Here is a 20,449-nt window from a genome sequence, read left to right as displayed (position 1 = left end):
GGTGAACCAGCGCTGTAGGCGGGTTTCCCACCGTAGGCGACTGGTGAACCCGAAGGGGGAGGGGGTTGGGGGTGGGGTTCTTGTACCTCATTACACTGGGAAGTGCTGCCCAATACGATGCTGTATTAACAACCCAATCGCCATTCCCATCCCCACAATTGCCGTAAAGTAAAATAATCCAATTAGTCGGATATAAATTGGTGGTGCAATCCCCTCAACTTCCACTGATTGCGCTACTTTCATTGTTGGAAATTGACGGTTAGATTCTGGTAGAGAAATTGCTTCTACTTCTACTTTATGAGGTGCGCCATCAAAAAATTGTTCCTGCCAGGTTAACTTTCCTTCTTGGTTAGGAAATCCTTGATAAGCAAACACTGTTAAATTATCTTCCAAAGCGATCGCTTTCACTCGCAATCCGACATCCTTAATAGCTGCCCCTGTAGTGCTATCCTTCACCTCTACCGATAAATTTGCTAATTTTCCTACAGTAGCCAGTTTATCACCTATAATCTTGACTTCCATGCCCTGAGATTGGCTAATTGATGGGGCAATCTTCTCATTTTTATGAGAGTGTGCATCACCATGAGCTTCTGCAACTTCTGCCGTGATATTAATAAATAATAGAGTGACAATTGCCACGACAGTTAATGCACTTAACAACAACCGGACTGACTGCGGTGCAATTTCTCCCTCTTTCAGTTCCTCTTGTCCACCAATTATCCAACCTCCCAACAATCCCAATGATAATAAAATTGCCGCAACAATCGCAAAATATTTATATTTAACTGGATTTTCTCTAACATTCAAATTCAAAGTTTGCTGATAACTCGCAAAAGCATTGGCAACTAAAGGAGAAACATTGACTTGAATTTGATAATTACCGCGAATTGGTAACATCTGCTGAAATTCTAACTTACCATTAGGTGCAGCCGCCTCCAGTTCTAATAACTTTGTTCCCTCAACTATAGGAAAATCTGTTGTTAATAAAGGATTACGTGGAGGTGTGGAAATTTGTAATTTAATTAAGGCATTTTTTAACAGTTTTCCGCCAGCATCAACAGCTTGCAATGTGAAATAAACGGGAGATTGTTTCCTTTCTGTACCAGCTTCAAAGGGAAGAATTTTTTCTAAAGGTGGGTTTGTAGACAGTAATATTTGAGATTGAGGAGTTTGAGAAACCCCTACTAAAGAATATAAAATTGATACACAAATACAAGCAGCACTGATAACAGCAAACAGGCGATATTTTTTCATACAAAATTAGAATTTTACTGCAAATGAATATTTTAGTTTTAGTAAATGGAGTTCAGAATTTAGGTAAAAAGCTTAAAACCAAGCCCCTAAATCCTAAACTCCCGAATTCTACTTTACTTTATGATCATTTAATGACAGGCAACACCTAAAGTATGGTGACGCGTTGAGTGTGTTGTGTTATGCGCTGGCGGATATGTAGAGAAAAGCACAGTCCAAATCACTAATGAAGATAACATCATATAAAGTGTTACCTGTATTGGCTTAGAAAGGGTAATACCCGCAGTCTTTTGTAATACTGTAGTACGAGCAAAAGCAGTCATTTGTCAACTCCCATAAATAGTTGGGCTAATTTATCAAAATTAAAGTGTATTTTGCCGCTTAGTGACAACAAGATATTGATCACACGAGCAGCCATTGTCAAAATCCTAGCACCTTATTCCATTTACCCGGCTGGAAGCATCATCTGTTGTCCAGTTAACGGTAAATAAACCGATAAATATATCACGAATAGTCCTGAAAATTATTTTTTTAAATTTATTGACAATAATTCCTAATTTTTATAATATACCTAAAGCTAATTGCAAATCATTCGCAATTTCTCACATACCCATATCCCTATTAGTCTCATGTCTGACAACTTTACTCTCAGTAAAGATAAAATTTGGAGTCGTCGCCAACTGCTGAAACTGGGAGTTTCCGGGGCTGGAGTCATTGGTGCGGGGGCAATTTGGCAGATGTTGAATAGCAAAAATCATGCCAGCGTCAGAGTACCACCGATGGAAATGGCAACATCGGATGGTGCTACTAACCCTATGCAAGTATTACGAGATTTTGATTATGGGACAATTAAGCAGGAAAATGGGCGCACAGTCCGCGAATTTCAGTTAACCGCTGGTACTTCCACCATTCAGCTGAATAGTGCTGTCTCTTATAACATTTGGAATTTAAACGGGCGTATTCCTGGTCCAACACTACGGGCAAAAGAAGGGGAAAGAGTAAGAATACTTTTTCTCAATAATGCTGGACATTCCCATTCTCTGCATTTCCATGGCGTTCATCCCTCGGAAATGGATGGGATACGTCCAATCAGTAACGGTAAAGCGACAATTTACGAATTTGATGCCGAACCCTATGGCGTTCATTTATATCACTGTCATATTGCCCCAGTTACCCGTCACATTGCTAAGGGTTTATATGGAATGTTTATTATTGATCCTCCTAAACCCCGTCCTCCCGCTGATGAAATTGTTTTAATCATGTCTGGGTATGATGTAAATGATGATAACCGGAATGAATATTATGCTTTTAATGGTGTGCCGCATCATTATATGCATCATCCCATCCAAATTTACCAAAATCAGTTAATTCGGTTATATATTCTGAATATTATTGAATTTGACCCCGCTGTGACGTTTCACCTCCACGCTAATTTCTTTGATGTTTATCGTTCCGGGATGACTATGACTCCCAGTGAAAAAACGGATGTTTTAACAATGGGTGTAGCAGAAAGGCACATTTTAGAATTTGCTTTTCGGTATCCGGGTAAGTATATGTTTCATCCGCACCAAGATGCTGTGGCTGAAAACGGATGTATGGGTCAATTTGAAGTCATAGCTGCAAAGGACTCCAAAAACCCCGTGAAGCAAACCTAAATCCCTAGTCATCAAATATTAAACCTATTTTTTTGTTTATATATTGATAATTTTTATCATTTGATCTAAAACTTCTAGAGTATATAACTAGTAAAAATTGCATCTTTCTTTACTCATCAAGTTGTTTTGTAACATAAAAAAGCCCTCCATATATGTCAATTGATTCTTCAATATCTCCTGCTAATTTCTTAGGGTTTTTATCATTATTGGCTTATATTTTAACTTTGCTGCCTAGTTCTTTAAGAATAGGTTTTCCAGTCTTCAAAAAAGCAAAATTCATAGCTAATTTATTGAAATATCGTCGCCAATTAGGCATTTTAGCTTTTTTAGTAGCTTTAGTTCATGTAGTTTTAATAGTAATTAAAAGAAATGTAGATTTATTTGATTTACAAACTTATAGCATCTCTGTAGAAGGAACGGCATCATTAATTATATTTGCTTTACTTGCATTTACTTCCAATGATTGGAGTGTGAAAAAATTGAAGAAAAACTGGCGACGGTTACATCAGTTAACCTACACAGCTATATTTTTCTTATTCTGGCATATTCAAGAAAAAATGTCTGGTCATTGGAATCTTTTAACTCCAGTAGAATTAATATGTATGACAGCAATTATTGCTTTATTCTTAAAAAGACGCTGGATAGAGTACCAAAAACAATATTATCAACAAGCCAAAAAATAGGTAATTTAAAACACAATTTTATCTCACACAATAAAAGGATTCATTATGGAAAAAATATCTTCTGCTGCGAATCTTAAATATTTTACTTATAAAATGGTTTGCAATTGCGAATTTTTTATATTACTAAGCCTGGGTCTCTTAGGTTTAGTTAAATTCAATTTAAATATGAATAGTCAAAATACTATAAATACAATTGAGTCAAATAATCAAACTCTTAATATTAATAAGGGTTTGCGTGTTTATTCTGTAGCTATTAGCCCAGATGGAAAAACCATAGTTAATGGTAATCTTAATAAAGACATTGATGTCTGGAATATACAAACAGGTAAAATCACTCACAAGCTTTGTGGACATGGCAATTCAGTCAATTCCGTAGCTATTAGCCCCGATAGCCAAATCATAGCTAGTGGTAGTTGGGATCACAATATTAAGCTTTGGAGTTTGCAAACAGGGAAATTAATTCGGACTTTATCTGGACATTCAGATGATGTGAAATCTGTTGCATTTAGCCCAAATGGCAAAATATTGGCTAGTAGTAGCTGGGACAAAACTGTTAAACTATGGAATCTAGAAACTGGTGAAATTGTCCGCACTTTTCAAAAATCAGATGAAATTAGAACAGTTGCTATTAGCCCAGATGGCAAAATATTGGCTAGTGCTGGGGAAAGTGGTAAAATCATGCTTTGGCATATTCCTACAGGAAAAATTAGAATACCTTTAGCAGCACATGAACAAGCAATTTGGTCTATAGCTTTTAGTCCTGATGGTAAATATCTGGCTAGTGGTAGTTCTGATCATACTATTAGACTATGGAATATCCAAACTGGAGAATTAAGTCACTCTTTGACAGGACATAATAAAGCCGTCTATTCTGTAGTTTTTAGTCCTGATGGACATACTTTAGCCAGTGGTAGTTATGATCATACTATTAAATTATGGAATGTAGGAAATGGCAAATTAATTAATACGCTTAAGGGTCATAAAAAAGCAGTTTGGTCTTTAGCTTTCAGTCCTAATCAACAGATTCTTGTCAGTGGTAGTGCAGACGCAACTATTAAACTTTGGCCTTTATCTTCAGCAATCACAAATCTTAAATTTAGTTTTGATTCCCAATCTGATAATTTTCGTCAAGCTGTGAATGCAGCTATATATGCTGCTAATCTTACCCAAACAGCAAAATCTTTACAGGGATGGCAGAAAGTTGTTAATAGTTGGCAACAAGCTATAAAATTAATGCAAACTATTCCAGTTTCTAGTATTCATTATCCAGTTGCCCAGAAAAAGATAATTGAATATCAGCATAATTTGAATTATGCTCATCAAAATACAGTTTTTAGTAAAAAATAATACTAGTTACTGCTAAAATTTCATAAGTGTACAGCCAGATAACTTAAAAAAAATATGAAATTATACACAAACCCGGATAAATTATTTGATAAAAACTCTCATTTATGATAAATCAAGATAAGAGTTGCTGAAAAAACTCTGAGGCTTGTTCAAGCTATCCAATCCCCTAGAAGCAAAAATGATCAAATCCCGTTACATATTCTTGTCTATCGCTGCTTGTGCCATAATTTCCCTGAGTTCTTGTAACAGCGACACACCAACAGCAGATATTCAATCAACACCAAGTACAGCCTCAAGTACAGCCCAAGTGACAGAAACTACCACCCACAGCGGTCACGGTGGTAAAGCCAAAATTAATATTAATAGTGCTATATTGTCAGAATTGGATAAATTTGAAGCTAAACTAGGTGTGCCGGCTTTATCTAACAAAATTCAAGCTAGTCGTCCCTACGCTAATCCAGAAGATTTAGTCAGCAAAAAAGTCATCAACCAACAACAGTTTGACCAAATTAAAGATATGGTGACTGTTCAGGAAGTGGTACTTACAGGTGAAGCAAAAGATGTTGACTACATGACCAAATTGGGATTAATGAAGGGACATCTGTTAGTAGCCAAAGAACTGCTAGATCAAAATCAACCAAAACAAGCTGAACCCCATATTGGGCATCCAGTTGAAGAAATTTATGTTGATGTTGAAGAACAACTAAATGAACGCAACGTTAAAGAATTTAAAAGTAACTTGGTAGGTTTAACCGATTTAGTCAAATCTAATCCCAAGGATGCCAAAATAAAAACTAACTTTACCACTTCTGTGCAAGCTGTTGATAGTGCGATCGCAGCCTTACCAGCCGAACAACGCAGCAAACCCGAATTTGTGCTTCAAGTAATCAATAGCTTACTAGATTCGGCTAACTCAGAATATGGTGCTGCAATTGCTAATGGCAAAATTACCGCCCCCATTGAATATCAAGATTCTCGTGGCTTCGTAGCCTATTCTCAAGAACTATATAAAAGTATTTTTAGCCAAATGGCGCAAGAAAATGCTGAAGAACACAAAGCCATAGATACAGCTTTGGTGGAACTGGTAAAAGTTTGGCCAACTGCTATCCCACCAACGCAAGCAGTCAAAACCCCAGAAGATGTTACCAAGTTGGTGAAAACCATAGAGGAAAATACTCAAAAAGTGATATCAAAAACTAACACTAAAGCACAAAATTAGTATTTTTACACCATTGGAAGTACAGAATAAGAAGTTTAAAATGGTTAATAAGAGAGAAAATAGTTAAAAACTAAGAGTGAGGATAGTTTGGTTTTTCAAAACCCGATAAAAGTATAACTTCTCACTCATAATTGGTAGCTAAATACTCTCCATTTGTAATTTTGCTGAACTTAACAACTAATGCAAGAACTTGACCACCAAAAGACTATTGATATCCTCAATTCCATCATGGAATTTGAACTAGCAGGGGTAGTTCGCTACACCCATTATTCCTTGATGGTAACAGGTCCTAATCGCATACCTATTGTGGCATTCTTCAAAGCCCAAGCCACCGAATCTTTACTTCATGCTCAACAAGTAGGAGAAATTCTCACCGGTTTAGAGGGACATCCTACCTTGAGAATCGCCCCAATGGAAGAAACTTTCAAACATAACGTCAAAGACATATTGGAAGAAAGTTTATCCCATGAAAAGAAAGCTTTGGATATGTACAAAAGTCTTCTAGAAACTGTCACTAATGCCAGTATTTACCTAGAAGAATTCGCCCGTGGCATGATCGGACAAGAAGAGATGCACAATCTCGAATTGAAGAAAATGTTACGCGATTTCAGCTAATCTTCTCTGGTCATTAGTCAAAATTTCAACATTTTTAAACTAATGACCAATGACTCATGATAAATAAAAAAGAACATGGATTTTACTACTGCCTTACCTACTTTTGTAATTACCCTCCGAGAAGGAGTAGAAGCAGCCCTTGTAGTGGGTATTGTCCTGGCTTTGTTAAAAAAAGCCAAACAATCTCGACTTAATTTTTGGGTATATGCTGGTATCGCTGTTGGGCTTGTCGTCAGCGTTTTTATAGGTGTCTTATTCACTTGGTTAATTAAAATACTTGGCTCAATTAATCCTCAATATACTTCTGTAGTTGAACCAATTTTAGAAGGTGTATTTAGTCTGTTAGCAATAGTCATGCTCAGTTGGATGCTAATCTGGATGACTAAGCAAGCCAGATTTATGAAAGCGCAAGTTGAGGGAGCAGTCACCGAAGCACTAACACAAAAATCAAATGCAGGTTGGGGTGTTTTTAGTTTAATTTTAGTTGCTATTGTCCGCGAAGGTTTTGAAACTGTTCTCTTTGTAGCAGCCAATTTTCAACAAGGTTTATTACCCAGTTTAGGCGCACTTGGTGGTTTAGCCGCTGCTGCCGCAATTGGTGTTTTATTATTTAAATGGGGTGTGAAAATTAATATCCGCCAATTTTTTCAAGTCATGGGCGTTTTATTAGTTTTAATTGTGGCTGGATTAGTAGTTTCAGCTTTACAACATTTTGATGATGCTACAGCTAATCTGGCTCTGAGTAGTCGTTCTTCAGAAAACCTTTGTTTCTATTATGAACACTTTACTAGAGTTCATTCTTGCATCTTAGGACCAATGGTTTGGAATACTAAGACAATTTTGCCTGATGAACAATTTCCTGGCATCATTCTCAAGTCTTTATTTGGTTATAGAGACAACCTCTATCTAGTACAAGCTGTTGGCTATTTGGCGTTTTTACTAAGTATTGGTGGTTTGTATTTCCGCAGCATTACTGGTGGAAAGAGTCCAAATCAAAAAAGTGTTCCCAGTATTCAAAAATAAGACCACACATTATAGATAATGATATTTTGTCAAGATGATCCAGCTTTGGTTTCAAAACTATATTAACAGTGTGACGGGACTTGATACAGCTATCAACTACAAAGTGTCATTATCAAAAGTTTTGGTAAATTGATAAAAATAGACCTACCCTAGCACGAATATGGCAATTTTCACAATTAAAACCGCCACCTCACACTAAGTGAATTCAGTGTTGAGAGAAATGGCGGATTTGCAGATAGGATTTAATATCATGTCCGACTAATCACTTATCAAAAAAAATCTCCGCGTCAGTCTAAATGATAAGTATATCTCTGACGAGACGCTACGCGAACAACCGGACATGATATAACGGAGTGGTACTACAAACCACAAATCCTAGAGATTGACTGGCTGCTTCTTTTCTGTAGTTTGGTCATGACTGCTATTGTTAATAGTTGGTTTTCCCAAAAAAGCTTCTTTACCTGTAATCAATCGAGAGCGACGATTACGAGTAATATAATTCCAAGCCCATTGAATTACTACTACTAATTTAGTGTCAAACTCAATTAAGAAGTAGATGTGAATTACTAGCCAAAATACCCAAGCAATAAAACCTGTGAGTTTGATGAAGCCTAAATCTACAACAGCTAAATTTTGCCCAATCATTGCCAAACTACCCACATCATTATAACTAAATTGTGGCAAAGTATGACCTTGAAGCCGAAGTTGAATTAGTTTACCTACATACTCTCCTTGTTGTTTAGCTACGGGGGCGACACCGGGTAAAGGCTTACCATTTTGATGGGAGAAATTGGCTAAATCTCCAATTACGAAAATGTTTTTATAATCCTTGATACTCAGGTCAGGTTCTACAATTACTCTGGCAGAGAAATCACACTCTACATCTGTACGTTCTGCGAGGATTTTTCCCAAAGCCGAACCTTGCACACCGGCTGCCCACAATATAGTTTTTGAGGGAATTTCTGTCAATTCACCGTTTTGCTTGAAAGTAACAATGTCATTTTCAATATTTGTGACTCTGGTTTTAGTGTGAATAACCACACCCAACTTTTGTAAAGATTCTGCTGCTACTTTCGATAATTCTGGGGCAATGTGTGGGAGAATGCGATCGCCCCCTTGCAATAGTAAAATTTTCGTTTCTGAGGTGTTAATGTTGCGAAAATCTTCTTTGAGGGTTTGGTATGCTAACTCTGCGATCGCACCAGACAATTCTACACCAGTCGGACCACCGCCGACAATCACAAAAGTCAACAAAGCCCGACGTTTTATAGGATCACTTTCTTTTTCTGCGGCTTCAAATGCTGAAAATATCTGCCGACGCATTTCTATAGCATCTTCCACAGTTTTCAAACCTGGAGCAAATTCTTTCCAGTTATCCTTACCAAAATAGGAATGATTAGCGCCTGTGGCCAGAATTAATGTATCATAAGGGACTATTTCATCACCCAAAATAACTTGTTGCGCTTTGGGATTAATATTACTTACTTCTCCTAACAACACCTTTGTATTCTTGCTTTTGCTGAATACAGATCGCAATGGTGCAGAAATATCAGAAGGTGATAGCGTACCTGTGGCAACTTGATATAATAGCGGCTGAAATAGGTGAAAATTACGTTTATCAATGAGGGTAACATTTACCTTTGCATTAGCAAGAGCCTTTGCTGCATACAATCCACCAAACCCACCACCAACAATAACAACTTCATGTGGTGCATTCTTTTCACGTGGAACAACCATAAACAATATTTCCTTTTGTTAAGAGACGTGTAACCTTTCTTAACAAATATGTAACAAAATTATAATGTATTTTGCCGTCTATTTAGAACTCTTGAAAAAATACTAAAAGTAGTCAAAGTTACGGATTGAATCATCGTTAAAAAAGATGGGGATAAATGCTGATATAATACTTATGTATATGATTAAATATCAATAGAGGCAAGTGCAAATGTTTAGGAGTAACTTTATGAAAAAATTCACCTATTGCCCGTTATAGTGCTATAAGCAAATTCCCCTAAAGTTTTTGAACACAAATTTGAACACAAAAATGTCTGAACAACAAACAATTAGTCCTTGGAAATTTAAACCTTGGTGGTGTCAGCCTTGGTCAATTATGCTGACTACTGTCACATTAATTAGCGGTAGTTGGTTAATATTCAAAATTATTTGGCTGACAATTTTAGTAGCTATTCCGTTATTAATTTGGATGGGATTTTTTCTATTGATTTGGCCGCAACTGATGATTCGCAGTGGCGTTTTGGATAATTTAGAAAAACATCCTTAATTACCATCAAAATAGATCCCGATAAATAATATACATTCCGCCAACATAGAGAGCAATAAGAGTTATACTAAACACGGTTGGGATATGGACTTTTGTAAGATTACGAAAAACCTGGATGTGTAGGGGTTTAGCAGTGCTAAACCCTTACCTAGAGACTTCCAAATAAAAAAATATCCCGTCGTTTTGAGAGCAGGGGGAGGAAAGGTGATTTTAGTTGCAGAAATTTGGATAGCGAAGCGCTGCTGCAAGCAGTTTATCTTTTTTGTGGAGTTCTCCTATAGAATCTGGATGTGTAGGGGTTTAGCAGTGCTAAACCCTTACCTATAGAATCAAAGATTTATTTACTGCTGCTTTCTGCCTTATTGCACTAGATGATACTCCTAAAAAGTGATAATGAAATAATCCATATCCTAAATGTTTTACCCAGTCAAGCATGAATAACAATCCTAAAGAATAGCCCCAAACTATAGCAGATAAACCCCAACCAATAGGAGCGATTATTCCAAAACCAAATGTAGCCAATAAACTAGCAATAAGCTGAGTACCAAAAATTGCTAATACTAAAATATTAGCAGGTTTTTCCGTCCAGAACGATTTCTTAGTGCGAGTAACAAAGATAGTTAAATGACCAGCAACTGAAAGTTTTAAGTATACTAAAGTTTGTAGCATTTCTGGACTGAGTTCTAATAGTTCTTTGCCTATGTAAAAAATGCCAAAAGAACCAAACACACTAGCAATACCAATTAAGGTAGAAATCCCTAAAACAGAAAACATATCCCAATTTGCGGGCTTATTATCAGGACGTGTTTTATCATAAGCAATCGCTAAAATTGCCCCGTCATTTAGTAAAGCCAGCAAGACAATCATAATTGCTGTCATTGGATAGAAATTGAAAATTAAAATTGATAGCGTTAGAAAAAATAAAATGTCTATAGTTTCGGCAATTCTATATAAAACATAACTATGCATTCGTTGAAAAATTTTCCGACTTTCCCTAACAGCATCAGCAATTACTGTTAATCCAGGAGCTAATAAAACGATATCAGCAGCAGCACGAGCCGCATCAGTTGCACCAGAAACCGCAATCCCAGCATCTGCCTTTTTTAAAGCTGGTGCATCGTTGACACCATCCCCTGTCATGCCAACAATATGCCCTCCCTTTTGTAGTGCTTCAACAATATAATATTTATGTTCAGGAAATACTTGACCAAAGCCATCTGCTTGCATAACAGAATCAGCAATTTGTCCCATTTTATGGGAATCGCTGGTACTAAATAACTGAGCGCTAAGTATATTATTTCCTAATCCTAATTGGTGACAAGTTTCTTTAGCAATTGCCACTTGATCACCAGTGAGCATTTTTACTTTTATACCCAAATTTTTTAAATCTTCAATTACTAATTTAGAATCACTACGAGGTGGATCAAACAGTGGCAAAACACCGAGAAACTGCCAATTTCCTTCAGCATTAGTTCGGGCAACACCTAAAGCTCGAAAACCTCGTTTTGCAAAATTATCAATAGTTTTATTAACAGCTTTTTCAATCTCATAACTATTAGCAACCAAGGCTAAAATTACCTGAGGCGCTCCCTTACTAACTTTAAATTCTTGACCTTCATGTGTACAAATAGTGGCTTCTGTGCGTTTAATAACTGGGTCAAAAGGTAAAAAATTCGTTACTTGATAATTAGTAAGTTGTTTTTGATCTTTTAAACTTGCCATAATTGCCTGATCAATCGGATCTTCTTCGACATTGTGACAAGCTAAAGCTGCTGCTAAAATTATTTGCTCAGGACTAACATTATCTAAACCAATTGGTTCTCCTAAAGTCAATTGATTTAAAGTCAAAGTACCAGTTTTGTCTGAGCAGAGAATATCCATGCCAGCAATTTCTTCTATTGATTCTAAACGGCTAACAATTGCCTGTTTTTTTGCTAAGACTTGCGAACCAATTGCCATAGTTGCTGATAAAACTGCGGGCATAGCTACAGGAATAGAAGCCACAGTTAAAACTAAGACAAATTTCAAAATGTGGACTAAATTATCATGTCGATAAAGAGCCACAAAAACAATTAATGTCACTAACACTAAAGCAGTAGCAATTAAAAAATTACCAATCTTTAAAATAGTTTTTTGAAAGTGACTGTGAATAGTGGTATTACCGACTAAACTCGCGGTTTTCCCAAAAAATGTATTTACACCTGTACCATAAACTAATCCATCAATTTCACCGCGTTTGAGAACTGATCCAGAGTAGACTACCTCTCCCATTTCTCTTGTTACTGGTAGAGATTCGCCAGTTAATGCTGCTTGATCAACTTCGATAGAATCACCCTCTAACAATCGAATATCTGCTGGAATTACATCACCAATTCGCAAATGAATTATATCTCCCGGTACTAATTCACGAGCAAGTACTGTCATCCATTCACCATCTCGTTTCACACGAGCATTAAGAGCAAGTTGGGCTTTAAGCGCAGCAATGGCATTTCCGGCTTGAAATTCTGTCCAAAAGCCAATGACACTATTAACTATTAACAAAATTAAAATAATTGTAAAATCTACCCAATCCTTGACCAGGGCTGAGAGAATTATTGCTACTTCAATCATCCAAGGAATTGGACCCAAAAAATGAGATAAAAACTGTTGTAAAGCACTGATTTTTTGCTCTGTTATTTCATTGTAGCCATAGCTGGAAAGACGATGATGGGATTCTTCCTGAGTTAGTCCATGCCCTAAGGAAACTCTTAATTGAGTTTGTAATTCTTCAAGACTGAGGTTTGCTAAATCTCTAGTTTGGTTATTTTGATTTTGGTGATGAAGTTGTTTTTGCATAGATTTCTGACGGTGATTTTTTAATCAATCATGCTTTTGAAATAGTCTGAATTTTTAGTTTTAGGACTTACGCAAGTGTCACACTAAAAATCTGTTGTAGGGTGCTTTACTACTGCATAAATCCTGCAAATAAATAGATTGTTGATATCTGACGCACCCTACTAATGTGTCAGGGTGCTTTACTACTGCATAAATCCTGCAAATAAACAAATTGTTGATATCTGACGCACCCTACTAATGTGCCAGTTGCGTAAGTCCTGAGTTTGTGGCTATTAACTCTAGCTGTATTTATTTTCCTAATCATCCTCCCAGAGTCAGTTTTATGTTTACTCATATCTTGTACTTGAGTAGGTAGGCAGAATTAAATGTAAGATAAACTTTTTGTTGTCGTCAGTTATTTAGCCCTATCTTGCTAGGTTTGATAGGGCTAAAGCCCTGATACCGTTTCTTGATGAAGATGCAATTTATCCTTTGCTGTAGAGATGTTACATGGAACCTCTCTAGCAAATAAATTTGGCGCTAACTTTTCTTTGATTTACTAAATGATTTTTGTCTATTTGTTTCTAAAAATACTTGCTATTCTGCCAATAGTAAGTCGTTGACTCTGCTGACAATCAACAAATTAACCATTACTTTAACTATTTGCTAGTTATTTCTTAACGTTGCTGAGATATGTTTAGTGTTGATATAAAACTTTACAACAAACAAGTAGTACTGAGGTTGTTGTTGAGAACTTACTAAAAACATCTGTCCATAACCCAAGCAAAGAATATTGCTATGGAGATAGCACTGACTACTAACACTATTTTTGTAGTCAGGTTTTTGCTGTAAACACATACAACACAATACATTCTCTAGTTACGGATATTTATGACTTCTACCACTCTTACTGCTGGCGATATTGCGATTACTGGTTACATTACTAACGGTAATCCCGACTCTTTTTCATTTGTTAATCTAGTTTCCATTGGTGCAGGTACGGTAATTTATTTCACTGATAATGGCTGGACTGGTACAGGTTTTCGAGGAGTTACCAACACTGATGCTGATGGTAACGAAAATTTAATTAAATTCACAGCCACTACTGATATTCCTGCGGGAACCGTCATCAGAAGCACTGATACATCTTCAGCTAATTTTACCTGGACTAAATCGGGGGCAATTGGTGCTGGTGGTAGTTATGCAGACCTTTCCTTCAGCCAAAGTGGTGAACAAATCGCGGCTATTCAATCAACAAATGGGACAAATCCAATATTTTCAGGATTTACAGGAATTTATCAGATTGATAATACAGGGACTTTTGAAAATGCGACTAGTTCCAGTGAAGGTAATGTAGTTCCCGGATTATCTCAGGCTAATAATACGGCGGTTTTATTTGATAACTTAGCGACTTATGCCGCATTTAATCTTAACACCCTTGGCACTGGTTCAAAAGCAGATTGGTTAACAGCAATCAACAATTCAGCTAACTGGACTTTTAGTAATTTAACTACTTTACCAACTGGTAGTATTAGTGTTTCTAGTGGTGTGACAAATACAGCCCCCACTATTGAAGCAGATATTATCAATACAGTTGATGATCCTGAAAAAACCACACTTTTTCTCAATGTTTCTGCCAGTAGCCCAAGTGCAAATCCGGCAACTTATGTTAGTGGTGTGATTAATGATCCCACAGACCCAGCTAGTACAATTGGGATTGAGTTTGATATTAATGATGTCGAAACTCCTAATTCCTTAATTGTGACTGCAACCAGCAACAATAAAACCGTTGTCGCTGATGGTAACTTGGTAATTTCTGGAATTGGAGGTGATAGAAATCTGAAAATTACTCCAGTGGGTATAGGCTTTGCAGACATTACTGTCACCGTCAGCGATGGGACACTGAGCAATTCCTACGTGATCAAATATGCAGCTTCAGAAGCAGGAACAAGCAACAGCCGCTTCTTAACAGGTACTTCAGACGCTTCCACAGCGATCGCTATTGATGCCAACTATACCCTAGTTGCAGACGACGAGAATCAAGTTTTGCGACTATACGATCGCACTAATTCTGGTTTACCTGTTGCAGGTTTTGACTTTACATCCTCTCTTGGACTCACAGATTTATCTGGTGGAGTACCCAGAGAAGTCGATATTGAAGCTTCTACCCGTGTAGGAAATCGCATTTTCTGGATGGGTTCACAGAGTAACAGCGATTCTGGTAGTTTTCGTCCCAACCGCGATCGCATTTTTGCCACAGATATCTCAGGCACAGGCGCTAATACAACTTTAAGTTACGCGGGTAGGTATGATTTTCTCAAAGAAGACATCATTGCTTGGGATGTCAACAACCTTCACGGTAAAGGTGCAAACTACTACGGATTAGCTGCTAGTGCGGCTACAGGCATCGGCTCTAAACAATCTGACGGTTACAATATCGAAGGGCTAGAAATGGCTCCTGATAACAGCACCGCATACATAGCTTTTCGCGCTCCCCAAGAACCTACTGCTGGTAGAACAAAAGCCCTGATTGTTCCTGTCACCAACTTTACCAGCTTACTATCTCCGACTGGTGGTACACAAGGAACAGCCACCTTTGGCGCTCCCATTGAGTTAGATTTAGGTGGTCGTGGAATTCGGGAAATTAGAAAAAATGCCGCCAACCAATACATAATTATTGCCGGTGCAGCAGGAGATGCAGGAGCAGCCCCCAATGACTTTAGATTATATACTTGGACGGGAAATGCAGCCGATGCACCTACACTCAGAACCGCAGATTTAACAGCCTTGAATGCTGGAGGTAGCTTTGAGTCAATTGTCGAAGTCCCCAATGGCTTAACTGACACCACCCAAATCCAAATACTTGTAGATAACGGCGATAAAATTTGGTACAACGACGGCACAATTGCCAAAGAACTCACAGAAAACAACTTCAAGAAATTCCGCAGTGATGTAGTTACATTAGGTGCTGAAGTACTTTCCACTCCCACAGTCACAATTACTGCCATAGATGCCGACGCAGCAGAAGCTAATGCAAATCCAGGAACTTTCCGCATTACCCGGACAGGTGACACCGCTACAGACTTTATAGTGAACTACACCATTGCCACAGGTGCAGGTCAAGCTGCTAATGATGGCACAGACTACACCCCAACCTTAACAGGTACTGCCACAATTGCCGCTAACAGTTCCTTTGTTGATATCATCATTACCCCAATTGATGATACAGATATAGAAGGTAGTGAAACAGTCACACTCACCCTGGATAATAGCCCTAACTACACCTTGGGGGCAACAACTACAGCCACCGTCACCATTGCTGACAACGATAGCATTACCCCACCTGCTACCCTCGCACCAGGAGACATCATTTTTAATGAATATGCCTCAGACAACGATGGTAACGGTAACGACTTTTTTGAACTATTAGTCCTCAAAGATAACGCTGATTTGCGGGGATTACGGGTGAGTGATAATGAACTTGTTGGCGGTGTCCTCAACAACAATGAATCAGTCTTTGTTTTTGGTAATGATTCCTTCTTAAGCAATATTGCCAAAGGTACAGTAATTAGCGTTTGGACAACAACAGCCGGAATTACTACAGACACAACTATTAATCCCCCTGCTAACGATTGGAAAATAGTCCTTGCACCAGGAACAGGTGTAACAACTAGTGTCGATGGTTTAGGTGGCAGCATCAATACAGGCTTATCTACTGGTGGTGAAGCTCTATATCTCTACTTACCAGGAGCAGATGGTAATAGTAGTGGAACTGATAATATTTACCTAGACTTTATTTCCTTTGAAAGTGATGGTGGTGATGCACCGGCTGGATTAGTTGACATCAATTTACCCAGTGTCGCCGATAACGCTTACTACAAAGGCAATACCGCCGCTGGTAACGATAATGCAACTAACTGGATTCGGTATGACTTCCCCGCTAATACCACTGATTTTCCCACACCTGGAGATGCTAACCCAGGTCAAGATTTAAGCATTTTACGCGGTGGGTTAGCAGATTCTTTGAGTTTAAGTATTTTACCCAACAGCTTCTCAGAAGCAGCAGGAATATCAGCAGCAACAGGAACAATCACCCGCACTGGTAGTAATCTCAATCCTCTGGCAGTTACACTCTCTAGCAACGACACCTCAGAAGCCACTGTTCCCACTACAGTAATTATCGCCGCAGGACAAGATAGCGCTACTTTTACCGTAGATGCTGTAGATGATGCTTTAGTAGATGGTTCTCAAAACGTCACCATTACGGCTTCGGCAACAGGCTTTAGTAATGTTACTACCAATGTCACAGTTACAGACGATGATTTTGTAATTACCAAAATCCACGATATACAAGGTAGTGGTGCAACCTTTAATTCTGCTTTTAGTGGCACTCAAACCATTGAAGGTATTGTTGTGAGTACATTCCTGGGTACTTCTCAACTGAATGGCTTCTATGTTCAAGAAGAAGATGCTGATACTGATAACGACTCCACAACCTCAGAAGGTATCTTTGTTTATGATCCCACAGGTTTATTCTTTGGTAACGTCGGTGATAAAGTCCTATTAAGTGGGACTGTCGGAGAATTTACCAGCACCAGCAGCGGTATTACCAGCAGCTTAACTCAACTTTCTAATCTGACAAATTTTGCTAATCTAGGTGCTAATGCCCTACCCACAGTTACTAACATTCAATTTCCTGTGACTAGCGTTGCCGACTTAGAAAGCTATGAAGGAATGTTGGTTAATGTCAGTGCAGGAAGTGGGGATTTAACTGTCACCGAACATTTCCAATTAGGTCGTTTTGGTCAAGTTGTTCTCTCCGCAACAGGTGCTAGTAACCAACCTGGTACTGATGGCAGACTTGAACAATATACTCAATTTAATGCTCCTAGCGTCAGTGGATACACTGCTTATTTAGAGGATATTGCTAAACGTAAAATCATCCTCGATGATGGTCGCAGTATTCAAAACCCTGACCCGATTATTTTTGGTCGTGGTGGCAATCCTCTCAGTGCTACTAATACCCTGCGCGGTGGTGATACAGTATCTAGCATTAGCGGTGTTTTAGACCAACGTTTTGAAGGGTATCGTGTGCAAACCTCAACGGGAGTTGATTTTACACCAGTTAACTCTCGTCCAGATACAGCACCAAATGTAGGTGGTACGCTCAAAGTTGGTAGTTTCAACGTTCTCAACTTCTTCAATGGTAATGGTACTGGTGGCGGTTTTCCGACTTCACGGGGTGCTGATAATCTAGCTGAGTTTAATCGTCAACGGGACAAAATTATCGAAGCCATTATTAATTCCGACACAGATGTAATGGGATTAATAGAGATAGAAAATGATGGTTATGGTTCTACTAGTGCGATTCAGGATTTAGTTAATGGATTAAATGCGATCGCAGGTGCTGGAACTTATGCTTTCATTAATCCTGGTACTAGTTTGGGAACAGACGAAATTAAAGTAGCATTAATCTACAAACCCGGTCAAGTCACTCCCGTAGGTGGTGCGGCTACAATGGTAGATGGCTATGGTCAAGGTGCATTTGACTTAGTTGGACGTAAACCACTAGCACAAACTTTCCAGCAAAACTCCAATGGTGAAGACTTTACTGTTGTAGTCAATCACTTTAAATCTAAGGGTTCCAGTTCTGGGGGTGTTGGTGATGCTGACGCGGGAGACGGTCAAGGTTTTTCCAATGGTACACGTACCCGTCAATCTCAAGATTTAGCAGCATGGTTAGCCACAAATCCTACAGGTACAACTGACTCAGATTATTTAATCATCGGTGATCTTAATGCCTACGCACAGGAAGATCCCTTAACTACTTTAGCTGGTGCTGGATATAACAACCTGCTGCCCAATACATCCTACTCTTACGTTTTCGATGGACAGTGGGGTTCTTTAGATCATGCCTTAGCTACAGGCAGTTTAGCAACACAAGTAACAGGGGCTGAAAAATGGCATATTAATGCTGATGAACCTAATGTTTTAGACTACAACACCAACTTTAAATCAGTAGGACAGCAAACCAGCTTATATAATGCTGACCAATTCCGTGCTTCTGATCATGATCCAGTTATTATTGGACTGAATCTCAGTGCTGCTAAAAACTCTATCATTGGCACAGTCAATAATGATACTCTCAAAGGCACAGCTAACCCAGATAAATTAGAAGGTTTAGAGGGTAATGATAGACTTTACGGTTTAGCCAGCAATGATGATTTGTATGGTGGAGATGGTAACGACATACTCGATGGTGGTACAGGTGATGATACCCTGATTGGTGGAGATGGTAATGATATTTACTACATCGATAGCCTTGGTGATACTGTTGTGGAAAATGCCAATCAAGGGATAGACACAGTTTATGCCTCTGTTAGCTTTACTCTCAACAACGTTGAAAGACTAACCCTGACAGGCGTTGACAATATCGACGGTACAGGTAACGACGATAATAACAACATCATCGGTAATAGCGGTAACAATATTCTTGATGGGGGAAATGGTAACGATAAGCTCAGTGGTGGTGCAGGTGATGACACCCTGATTGGGGGAAATGGTAACGATCACCTCAATGGTGGTACAGGTGATGATACCCTGATTGGTGGAGATGGTAATGACATTTACTACATCGATAGCCTTGGTGATACTGTTGTGGAAAATGCCAATCAAGGGATAGACACAGTTTATGCCTCTGTTAGCTTTACTCTCAACAACGTTGAAAGACTAACCCTGACAGGCGTTGACAATATCGACGGTACAGGTAACGACGATAATAACAACATCATCGGTAATAGCGGTAACAATATCCTTGATGGGGGAAATGGTAACGATAAGCTCAGTGGTGGTGCAGGTGATGATACCCTGATTGGTGGAGATGGTAACGATCACCTCAATGGTGGTACAGGGGATGATACCCTGATTGGTGGAGATGGTAATGATATTTACTACATCGATAGCCTTGGTGATACTGTTGTGGAAAATGCCAATCAAGGGATAGACACAGTTTATGCCTCTGTTAGCTTTACTCTCAATAACGTTGAAAACCTAACCCTGACAGGCGTTGACAATATCGACGGTACAGGCAACGGCGACAATAACAACATCATCGGCAATAGCGGTAACAATATCCTCATTGGTGGAGATGGTAACGATAAGCTCACTGGTGGTACAGGTGCAGATATCCTGTTTGGTGGTGTAGGTAATGATGCCCTTTATTTAGGTGCAAACGATGGTTTCATCGATGTTGTTCATTATGCGGCTGGTGATGGTTTAGATACTATTTACCAATTTGAGCGTAATGCTACTGGAGATCACTTGGAATTCTCTGGTATTGATAACATTGATGTTGTCACATTTGGCGCTAATACCCAATTACGAATCAGTGATGGTACTATGGGGAATTTAGGCTTTGGTACAGGTCAGTTGTTAATCACTTTATCTGCTACCTCTGGCTTTACTAGTACTAATGTGAATGAGAACTTGTTTGGATCTAATTTCTTATTCAGTTAAGAGACTTGCAGGTAAAAAATAATGTAGAGACGTTCCATGGAACGTC

At 38.5% G+C, this 20,449-nt stretch carries 12 protein-coding genes; 8 read left to right on the top strand and 4 right to left on the bottom strand.

The annotated features are described in order from the left end of the window. Positions 1-90: 90 nt before the first annotated feature. Together ANA7108_RS0120085 and ANA7108_RS31425 are read right to left on the bottom strand one after the other, a co-directional pair. Entirely contained in the window at positions 91-1,254 is a 1,164-nt protein-coding gene (locus ANA7108_RS0120085; protein WP_016952618.1) for a hypothetical protein, read from the bottom strand. Between the two features lie 128 nt (positions 1,255-1,382). Then, positions 1,383-1,490, bottom strand: a complete 108-nt coding sequence (locus tag ANA7108_RS31425; protein ID WP_237741568.1) for a CbtB-domain containing protein — start codon at positions 1,488-1,490, stop codon at positions 1,383-1,385. Positions 1,491-1,880: 390 nt separating this feature from the next. Between ANA7108_RS31425 and ANA7108_RS0120080 the strand changes: the two genes are divergently transcribed. The 6 genes from ANA7108_RS0120080 (at position 1,881) to ANA7108_RS0120055 (ending at position 7,793) form a co-directional block, all read left to right on the top strand. Continuing rightward, positions 1,881-2,906, top strand: coding sequence for a multicopper oxidase domain-containing protein (locus ANA7108_RS0120080; RefSeq protein ID WP_016952617.1), 1,026 nt, complete (start codon positions 1,881-1,883; stop codon positions 2,904-2,906). Positions 2,907-3,058: 152 nt separating this feature from the next. Beyond that, positions 3,059-3,589: a ferric reductase-like transmembrane domain-containing protein gene (locus tag ANA7108_RS0120075; RefSeq protein ID WP_016952616.1), complete on the top strand. Its 531-nt coding sequence runs from the start codon at positions 3,059-3,061 to the stop codon at positions 3,587-3,589. Positions 3,590-3,754: 165 nt separating this feature from the next. Beyond that, the gene (locus ANA7108_RS27740; RefSeq protein WP_237741531.1) at positions 3,755-4,936 is read left to right on the top strand and encodes a WD40 repeat domain-containing protein; all 1,182 of its coding nucleotides are present in this window, start codon (positions 3,755-3,757) and stop codon (positions 4,934-4,936) included. A gap of 178 nt (positions 4,937-5,114) precedes the next feature. Beyond that, the gene (locus ANA7108_RS0120065; protein ID WP_016952614.1) at positions 5,115-6,155 is read left to right on the top strand and encodes a helix-hairpin-helix domain-containing protein; all 1,041 of its coding nucleotides are present in this window, start codon (positions 5,115-5,117) and stop codon (positions 6,153-6,155) included. A gap of 180 nt (positions 6,156-6,335) precedes the next feature. Beyond that, entirely contained in the window at positions 6,336-6,770 is a 435-nt protein-coding gene (locus tag ANA7108_RS0120060; RefSeq protein WP_016952613.1) for a bacterioferritin, read from the top strand. Between the two features lie 75 nt (positions 6,771-6,845). After that, entirely contained in the window at positions 6,846-7,793 is a 948-nt protein-coding gene (locus ANA7108_RS0120055) for an FTR1 family protein (RefSeq protein WP_016952612.1), read from the top strand. Between the two features lie 375 nt (positions 7,794-8,168). On the opposite strand, the gene ANA7108_RS0120050 is transcribed toward ANA7108_RS0120055, so the two are convergent. Beyond that, positions 8,169-9,530: an NAD(P)/FAD-dependent oxidoreductase gene (locus ANA7108_RS0120050; protein ID WP_016952611.1), complete on the bottom strand. Its 1,362-nt coding sequence runs from the start codon at positions 9,528-9,530 to the stop codon at positions 8,169-8,171. Positions 9,531-9,837: 307 nt separating this feature from the next. Here ANA7108_RS0120050 and ANA7108_RS0120045 point away from each other — a divergent pair, with 307 nt between their 5' ends. Beyond that, a complete protein-coding gene (locus ANA7108_RS0120045) occupies positions 9,838-10,074 on the top strand; it encodes a DUF6737 family protein (RefSeq protein ID WP_016952610.1) in 237 nt (78 codons plus the stop codon). A 321-nt stretch (positions 10,075-10,395) separates the two neighbouring features. Here ANA7108_RS0120045 and ANA7108_RS27735 read toward each other — a convergent pair whose 3' ends face one another. Then, on the bottom strand, positions 10,396-12,909 hold the full coding sequence (locus ANA7108_RS27735) for a plasma-membrane proton-efflux P-type ATPase (protein WP_016952609.1): 2,514 nt from the start codon (positions 12,907-12,909) through the stop codon (positions 10,396-10,398). An 870-nt stretch (positions 12,910-13,779) separates the two neighbouring features. Here ANA7108_RS27735 and ANA7108_RS31275 point away from each other — a divergent pair. After that, on the top strand, positions 13,780-20,403 hold the full coding sequence (locus ANA7108_RS31275) for an ExeM/NucH family extracellular endonuclease (protein ID WP_016952608.1): 6,624 nt from the start codon (positions 13,780-13,782) through the stop codon (positions 20,401-20,403). Positions 20,404-20,449 lie beyond the last annotated feature (46 nt).

Origin of the sequence: Anabaena sp. PCC 7108, from assembly GCF_000332135.1 — a bacterium.
In the GTDB taxonomy this organism is placed as follows: Bacteria; Cyanobacteriota; Cyanobacteriia; order Cyanobacteriales; family Nostocaceae; genus Anabaena.
Note: the sequence above shows the minus strand (reverse complement) of the source record. Positions and strands in the feature narration are given on the sequence as shown.